Genomic DNA, 512 nt, shown 5'->3' with positions numbered 1-512 from the left:
TATGCCGTAACTCCAACGTGCCACAACAAAAACAACCCGGCTTGATGGCTCAAGTCGGGTTGTTTAATCAATAGGTTAGTTGTTTAGGTTTCAGTTGCTTACAATGTTATGCGGTTTGTTTTTTTAAAGGTGTGTGGTTGGTGCCGTCGCCTTTCGTTGTTCTGTGCGTCATTTTGTTCCACAGGCCGCGGAGGTAAGGGAGAACCCAATGGTCGAGACCGATTTTACCAGCGTTGGCAGCAGCGACGATGATCAGCACTTCAAGCAGCAGCATTTGGGCGTTGGTGCTCACCGTACCCGAGAAGAGGAACGCGGCGTTCATGACCAGACCCATCAGGGCAGCGAAGGTGGTGAAGGTACCGAGGATCAGGCCGACCCCGACGAGGAACTCACCGAGCGGGATGATGAAGTTGAAGAGCTTCACGCCCGGCAGTGCCGCGTGCTCCAGGAACGCTGCCCACCAGCCTTGAACGGCGGGGTGATCGCCGGCTGCTTTGGCAATCGCGCCTTGC

At 55.3% G+C, this 512-nt stretch carries 1 protein-coding gene; it reads right to left on the bottom strand.

Features of this window, described 5'->3' with window-relative positions; genetic code table 11:
- Window positions 1-106: 106 nt before the first annotated feature.
- Window positions 107-512 (bottom strand): Crp/Fnr family transcriptional regulator (locus RB298_RS05070; RefSeq protein WP_486046199.1); only part of this gene is annotated, 406 nt, incomplete at its 5' end.

It is taken from the genome of Priestia sp. BR_2 (assembly GCF_041954005.1).
GTDB classification, from domain to species: Bacteria; Bacillota; Bacilli; order Paenibacillales; family Paenibacillaceae; genus Paenibacillus_AQ; species Paenibacillus_AQ lautus_A.
Note: the sequence above shows the minus strand (reverse complement) of the source record. Positions and strands in the feature narration are given on the sequence as shown.